This window comes from Cupriavidus sp. R6-3, assembly GCF_059772245.1.
The window spans coordinates 1-7470 of record NZ_JCBAJO010000224.1; the positions used below are offsets into that span (position 1 = coordinate 1).

At 67.6% G+C, this 7470-nt stretch carries 6 protein-coding genes and 1 pseudogene; 2 read left to right on the forward strand and 5 right to left on the reverse strand.

Annotated elements, in window-relative coordinates; all coding sequences use genetic code 11:
• From AC6EI8_RS22120 to trxA, 5 genes are all read right to left on the reverse strand, one after another.
• Positions 1-1716, reverse strand: a 1716-nt coding sequence (locus AC6EI8_RS22120) for an ArnT family glycosyltransferase (protein WP_498382888.1), incomplete at its 3' end; no start/stop codon positions are given.
• A gap of 291 nt (positions 1717-2007) precedes the next feature.
• Entirely contained in the window at positions 2008-2271 is a 264-nt protein-coding gene (locus tag AC6EI8_RS22125; RefSeq protein ID WP_149319853.1) for a type B 50S ribosomal protein L31, read from the reverse strand.
• A gap of 193 nt (positions 2272-2464) precedes the next feature.
• The gene (locus AC6EI8_RS22130; protein WP_149319854.1) at positions 2465-3316 is read right to left on the reverse strand and encodes a M90 family metallopeptidase; all 852 of its coding nucleotides are present in this window, start codon (positions 3314-3316) and stop codon (positions 2465-2467) included.
• A gap of 180 nt (positions 3317-3496) precedes the next feature.
• The gene (gene rho, locus AC6EI8_RS22135) at positions 3497-4759 is read right to left on the reverse strand and encodes a transcription termination factor Rho (protein WP_006578219.1); all 1263 of its coding nucleotides are present in this window, start codon (positions 4757-4759) and stop codon (positions 3497-3499) included.
• A 201-nt stretch (positions 4760-4960) separates the two neighbouring features.
• Positions 4961-5287, reverse strand: coding sequence for a thioredoxin TrxA (trxA, locus tag AC6EI8_RS22140; RefSeq protein ID WP_006578220.1), 327 nt, complete (start codon positions 5285-5287; stop codon positions 4961-4963).
• Between the two features lie 663 nt (positions 5288-5950).
• Between trxA and AC6EI8_RS22145 the strand changes: the two genes are divergently transcribed.
• Positions 5951-6265, forward strand: a complete 315-nt coding sequence (locus AC6EI8_RS22145; protein WP_370639541.1) for a hypothetical protein — start codon at positions 5951-5953, stop codon at positions 6263-6265.
• 144 nt (positions 6266-6409) lie between these two features.
• Positions 6410-7470: pseudogene (locus AC6EI8_RS22150) on the forward strand (hypothetical protein); the annotation flags it as partial.

Sequence of the window (7470 nt, forward strand, 5' to 3'; positions counted from 1 at the left end):
CTGGTACATGCGGAAGCGTTCATCGCGGTCCGAGGGGCGGCGGCCTTCCCAGATCAGCCGCCATTCGAAGCGCGAGATGCTGGACGGCTCGCCGTAGTCGACCGGGTCGTGCCGCAGCAGCACGTCGCAGCCGTCCTCCGGGCCGCCGAAGCGGAAATGCCCGAAGAACGCGAACGAGGCCAGCTGCGCGTCGCCCATGCGGATCGGCTGCACGCACTCGTAGGTGGTCGGCAGCGCCATCGAGGCGGCCTCGGCCACATCGCGGTAGGTCTTGCCGTAGTTGATCGACGGCAGCCACAACGTCATCGCCATCACCCACATCAGCGTGGTGCCGGCGGCCGAGATCACCACCGGGCGCCAGATCTGCTTGGGCGCGCGCGACAGCCGCCAGCGCACCACCAGCACCCAGGCCGCGGTCGCCGCGAGCGCGAACAGCACCGCGCTGGCCGAGAACACATGCAGGTAGCCGGGCAGCTGCTTGAAGATGTTGTTGGCGATCCGCGGCGGCCAGCCGGTCGTCTTGGCCAGCCACATGAACCAGACGGTGCCGCCGAAGATCGTGAAGAACAGCAGCGCGAACCAGTCGATCGCGTTGATGGTCGCGCGCGTCAGCGTCGGCAGGCCGAAGGCCGCCAGCACCGCCATCGGCGGCAGCAGCAGGATGAACTGCACGTCGCCGGGCTGGCGCAGCATCAGCAGCAGCACGAACAGCGGCAGCAGCAGCGCCAGCGGCAACGCGACATGGGGACCGCGCCGCATGCCGGCCCAGCTCAGCCAGGACCAGATCGCGATCGGCCACACCGGCCACGAGAACAGGAAGAAGTTGCGGGCGACGAAGCCGATCGCGAAGCCGTTCGGCCAGCTGTAGGTACGCCGGTCGTAGCGCGACCATTCGCGGATGAAGGCGACCGCCTCGTCGCGATGCGCGGCGCCGAAATAGGTCGCCGCCATCCACGCCGCGACCATCGCCAGCGCGATCGGCAGGGCGATCGTCAGCACGCGCCGCAGTGGCAGCGGCTTGCAGACCAGAGCGCCGATCAGGATCGCGGCAAACAGCACCAGCGGCAGGATCGGCCCGCTGGCCAGCGTCAGCGCGCCCAGGCCGGCGCCCAGCCACAGCGCGCCCTGGGTCGGCATGTCGAGGCTGCGCACCAGGCCATACAGGCTCATCGCGACGAAGCAGACCTGGCCGACCTGCGGCGTGGTCTCGTGCCCGCGCATGGCCAGGCCGACGCAGGCCAGGAAGATCAGCAGCGCGCCATCGGCCAGCGTGCGGCCGTAGTCGCGCGCATTGGGCTGGCCGCCGAAGGCGAAGGCGAAGGGCTGCACCTCGGCACGGCGTCCGAGCAGATAGGTCGCGTACCAGATGAAGGCACAGGTCGCGAAATAGAACAGCGCGGTGGCGAGCCGCGCGGCATCGGGCGCGCCAAGCCACCCGCCGGCCAGGCGGATCATCGTCGCGCCGACCCAGAACACCAGCGGGCCGTCCTGCCCGTAGGGCCGGCCGGCGATATTGGGCATCAGCCAGTCGTGCAGCCCGCCGATGGCCAGCTGCCACATCACGCCGAAGCCGGCGGCGTCCTCGTTCTTCCACGGGTCGCGGCCGAACAGGCCGACGGCGCCGTAGATGATGCAGATCGCCAGCAGCAGGGCGCGGGGCAGAGCCCCGGTGGCGGCGGCGGTCAGGTGGACGCGGGAGGCTTTGACGGGACTCATCGATCGGTCAGCGGACTGGGCGGCGTGGATTGGCGCCGGCTTGGGCGTCGGTTTTGGCGTCGGCTTGAGCGCCGGCCAGGGCGCCGGGCTCGCACCGGACTGGGCGGGCGCGGTCGACGGCGTGCATTGGAAAGACGACCGCGCTGCGCCAGACGCGTTGCAAAAGCAAAGAGGCAGCCTGGGCTGCCTCTTTTAACACAATGTGCACCGGTTCCTGCAGGAAGGCGCGCATCGGACGGCGGCAGAAGGCATGCGGGATGCGCTGCCGGCGCCGTCTCTGGTCCAGCCGGATTACTTCGCGGCCTTGCCCAGCTTGCTGCCGAACTTCTGGCGGAACTTCTCGACGCGGCCAGCCGTGTCCATGATCTTCTGGGTGCCGGTGTAGAACGGGTGCGATTCCGACGACACTTCGATCTTGGCCAGCGGGTATTCCTTGCCATCCTTCCAGGTGATCGTTTCCTTGGTCTGGATGGTCGAGCGGGTCAGGAAGCTGAAGTCGCACGACACGTCGACGAACACGACTTCGCGGTAATTCGGGTGAATGCCTTCTTTCATGGTGTTTCCTTGCAGGTTGGGTAGCCAGTCCGCGGCCGCCATTGCTGTTGCGCTTGCTGTTGCGATCGCTGGCGGCGAGCGAACCACTTGCCGGTGACGGACAAACGCGGATTATGGCAGAGAAACAAGGACGTGGGCAAGGTGCAACAAGCAGCGCGTCGTTGCGCCGCAGTGCTGCTTTATGCCTCATATGTCACATCGAGGCGGGATCCTGCCGGTAGAACGTCTTCAACAGCCCGTACAGCACCGGCCAATGCCGCGAAAGCCCGGCAGGCTCGACGAAAAACGCCTCCGAAGCGACCGCAAAGAACTCGCCCGGCGTCTCGGCGCCATAGGGATCGATCACGCGCATCGGCGCCGGCAGCCGGTCCGGTTCGTCCCAGGCGGCGTCGGGCACCGCGTCGCAGGCGTCGGCAAAGCGCTGGTATTCGGCGTCGAATGTCTGCCCCCACTGGCTTCGCTGCACGCCGGCATGCAGCGCGCGCGAGAAGGGCGGCACGCCATCGGCCTCGCCATCCAGCATGTCGAGCTTGTGGGCGAACTCGTGGATCACCACGTTGTAGGTGTCGTCGGGCTGGTCCGCGGCGGCGTCCAGTCCCGCGCCCGGCAGACTGGCGTCGGGCCAGGACAGGATCACCGGCCCGTGCTCCCATGCCTCGCCGCTGGCCTCCTCGACCACGCCATGCACCAGGCCGATCTCGTCCTCGACGGTTCGCCGGATGATGAATTCGCCGGGATACAGCACGATGCCGTGCCAGCCGCGATACCACTCCAGGCCAAGCCGCAGGATCGGCACGCAGGCCTGCGCCGCGACGCTGACCACCATCTCGTCGGTCAGCACCAGCTCATGCGCGGTCGAATATTCCTTGTCGGCGATGAACAGCGTGGCCAGCTCGCGCAGCGCCGCCAGATCGTCGCTGCCGTAGCGCTGCAGGAAGGGCAGCGAAGATACGGTCTGCCGCCACAGCGCGTCGTCGATCGCGTAGCGGCGCAGCTTGCGCTGGCGCGAGCGGGCATGCAGCAGTCTGGCGAGGCGGGCGAGCATGGTGGCAATCGGTTCAGTCGGTGAATACGGGCAGCGTGGCTGAATACGGCGAGGTGGCTGAATACCGGCGAGGTGGCTGAATACGGGCAGCGTGGCGCGGACGGAAAAAAGGCGCGCCGTGGCGCGCCTTGACGTCGAGCGATGCAAGCCATCCGGGTGATGCGCCCGGCGAGGGCGGCCTCAGCCGCCGCGGCGCATCATGTCGAAGAATTCGGCGTTGTTCTTGGTCGCCTTCATCTTGTCGAGGATGAATTCCATCGCCTGCACTTCGTCCATGTCCGAGATGAACTTGCGCAGCACCCAGATCTTTTGCAGGATCTCGGGCTTGATCAGCAGTTCCTCGCGGCGCGTGCCGGACTTGTTCAGGTTGATCGACGGGTAGACGCGCTTCTCGGCCAGCCGGCGTTCGAGGTGCACTTCCATGTTGCCGGTGCCCTTGAACTCTTCGTAGATCACGTCGTCCATGCGGCTGCCGGTCTCGATCAGCGCGGTGGCGATGATGGTCAGCGAACCGCCTTCCTCGAGATTGCGCGCGGCACCGAAGAAACGCTTCGGACGCTGCAGCGCGTTGGCGTCGACACCGCCGGTCAGCACCTTGCCCGAGGCCGGCACCACCGTGTTGTAGGCGCGCGCCAGACGCGTGATCGAGTCCAGCAGGATCACCACGTCGCGCTTCAGTTCGACCAGGCGCTTGGCCTTCTCGATCACCATCTCGGCCACCTGCACGTGGCGGATCGCCGGTTCGTCGAAGGTCGACGCCACCACCTCGCCCCGCACCGAGCGCTGCATCTCGGTCACTTCCTCGGGACGCTCGTCGATCAGCAGCACGAACAGGTCGGCTTCGGGATGGTTGTTGGCGATCGCGTGGGCGACGTGCTGCAGCATCACGGTCTTGCCGGACTTCGGCGAGGCCACCAGCAGCGCGCGCTGGCCGCGGCCGATGGGCGCGATCATGTCGATGATGCGGCCGGTGATGTTTTCCTCGGCCTTGATATCGCGTTCGAGCGTCAGCGGCCGGTTCGGATGCAGCGGCGTCAGGTTCTCGAACATGATGCGGTTCTTGACCGCTTCGGGCGGCTGCCCGTTGACCTTGTCGACCTTGACCAGCGCGAAATAGCGCTCGCCATCCTTGGGCGTCCGCACCTCGCCCTCGATCGAATCGCCGGTATGCAGATTGAAACGGCGGATTTGCGAGGGGGAAATATAGATATCGTCCGTGCTGGCCAGATACGACGTTTCGGGCGAGCGCAGGAAGCCGAAGCCGTCAGGCAACACTTCCAGCGTGCCGTCTCCGTAGATGGTTTCGCCCATCTTGGCGCGCTTCTTCAGGATCGCAAACATCAGTTCCTGTTTGCGCATCCGCTGTGCGTTGTCGATCTCGAGGGTCGCGGCCATTTCGAGAAGGGCAGACACGTGAAGCGATTTGAGTTCTGTCAGGTGCATAGACGAGGGGTACAGATGGGGCCCGGACGGGCGGAAGCAAAGGAAGGGGAAAGAAATGAGCGAACGCTCGGGGAAGTTGTAGGGGGCATCTTAGCACAATCCGACCGGCGCACCAGAGCCGGGGCGCCAGCCGGATCGTGGCCGCCCGGGAGGGCGGCGATGCCTGTCGCGGCGCGCGTTGCGCGGCGCCGCGCGGGGCAATTACAGGTTGCCGTCGAGGAAGGCGGTCAGCTGCGACTTCGACAGCGCGCCGACCTTCTGCGCCGCGACCTGGCCATTCTTGAACAGGATCAGCGTGGGGATGCCGCGGATGCCGAATTTGGCCGGCACCTGCTGGTTCTCGTCGACGTTGATCTTGGCCACCTGCAGCTTGTCGCTGTAGTCCTTGGCGACTTCGTCCAGGATCGGCGCGATCATCTTGCAGGGGCCGCACCATTCGGCCCAGAAGTCGAGCAGCACGGGCTTGTCGGACTGGAGGACGTCGGCGTCGAAGGAGGCGTCGCTCACATACTTGATTTGTTCGCTCATGGCGGAAAACCTCAGGGTTCGCTCGGGGATATCAAAAGGCTGGATTATGCCGAACCGCTACATTACACGACTTTTTCGCGGCTCGTCGGGGCCGGCCATATTGCGCCGGTTGATGCTGCCCGGATTGGCTGCCGGGATTGCCGCCCGGATTCGCAATACCGAAGATGGCGGCGGCGGCCTCGAATTCAACCGTCCCCGCCGTCGCCCGCATGCCTGCGAACCGTGCGGTCCCGGCGCCGTCGGCATGGCCTCGTACCAGGGATGGCGCCATTTTGCCGCGCTCGGCGCCGCGAAGCCAATGATGCCTTTCAATCGGCGTCAGAGATTTTGTCTATATCGCCCGCTTGTGCCTCGGGCGCTGATGCATCGGGTTTTCCCGGTGCGCGGCGGCGGCGGCCGCGGTCGCCCTCGCGCTCTCTCTCGCGCTCGGCCTTGCGCTCGCCCTCGAGTGAGCCTTTCAATGAGCCCTTCAATGAGCCCCTCGGTAAGCCCCTCGGTAAGCCCCTCAGTAAGCCCTTGACTGACCCGCGCTTGCCGTGGGCCGGCACGGCGCGCGTAGAATGAACACGTGCCGGACAAGGCCCGGCGCAGCCCCTCCCAATCGATCAGGCCACCACCATGACGCCCGAAGACGATCCGACCCGCGATCCGACCCGCGACCCGATGCGCGATTCCGTACGCGATCCCGTGCGCGATCCCAGGCAGTTGCCCGAGGCGAGTGCCGACACGGATGCCGACGCGCCGACCGATCCCGCCGGCGCCGAGCACCTGGGCGACGCGCTGGCCCATCTGAGTACCGCGGTCGAAGAGAACAGCATTGCGGTGGGCGCGGCCAAGGGCCTCGTCTACAGCATCATCGAAACGCTCGGTACGCTGGTCGGCGATCCGGACCTGCCCGAGCATGCGCGCTCCGGCTACGAAGGGCTGCTCGAGACCGCGCGCGAGATCCGCGCCCGCATCGAAGGCGAGCGCTCCTGATCCCGAGCGCGATCGCCTGACGCCGGCGCGGGGCCGCGCGGCGCCGATGCGGCGCGTCCGCACGGTTCGCGCCGAGCGCTTGCCGATGTCCCCACGATTGCCATTGCTTCCGCCAGCTTCGCCCCTGCCATTCCACCCCGCTACATGACGACGCTGCGTTTCCGCCCCGGCCGCGACTTTCTCGACAATGCCGCGGCCGCGGCCTGGTATTTCCTCGACCGCTGCGAGCAGCACGGCCAGAGCGCGTCCGCCGCGCATCTGGTGGTGCCGACCGCGGCACAGATTCCGGGCGTGCGCCAGGCGCTGGACCGCGCCGCGCGCGCGTCCGGCACCCCGCGCCTGCTGCCGCGCATCCTGACGCTGGGCCATTGGCTGCTCGACTTTCCGCCGGCGATGCTGCATGGCGACAAGGTGCGCAGCCACGCCGCGCGCCTGCTCGCGGTGCAGCAGGCGATCCGCGGCCAGGACTGGCTGCGGCGGGCCTTCGGCGCGCAGACCGAACCGGCGGCCTGGGGGCTGGCGCAGACCGTGCTGACCGTCTGCGACGAGCTGTCGGCGCGATGGCTCGAGGACGCCGCCATCCGCGACGACGACGCGGTGCTCGCCGAGGACCGCGCCAGCCTGTTGCAGGAGGCGCTGCAACGCACCTATGCGCATCTGTCCGAGCGTTTCCTCGGCGAGGAGGCGCGCATCGTGCTGGCGTTCTGGCAGGCGCTGTCCGGGCCTGACGATCCGCTGCCGGCGCGCCGCCGTGCGTTGCAGGCGCTCGCCCAGCAACTGACCGGCCCGGTGGTCTGGCTCGGCCCGACGCCGCCGACGCCGATCGAGGCGGCCTTCCTGCGCGCCGCGGCGGAGACGGTGCCGGTGCTGGAGATCGGCTACGACTGGAGCGGCGAGGCGGCCGAAGGCGAGGCGAGCGACGAGGATCAAGAGAGCGACGAGCAGGAACACCGCGGCGCGCCCGCGGAAGCGGCGATCGACCTTGCGCTCGATGGTGCCGATGGACGCGCCAAGGGACGCGCCAACGGTCGCCCCAACGGTCGCCCCAACGATCACGCCAACGATGGCGCTCACGATGGCGCTCACGATGGCGCCGACGCTCCGGATGGCGGACGCGGCAGCTGGTATCGCACCTTGCTCGAGCTCTGGCCCGAATGCCGTCTGCCCGCTGATACCACCGCGGTGCCGTCGCTGCCGGCGCCGCG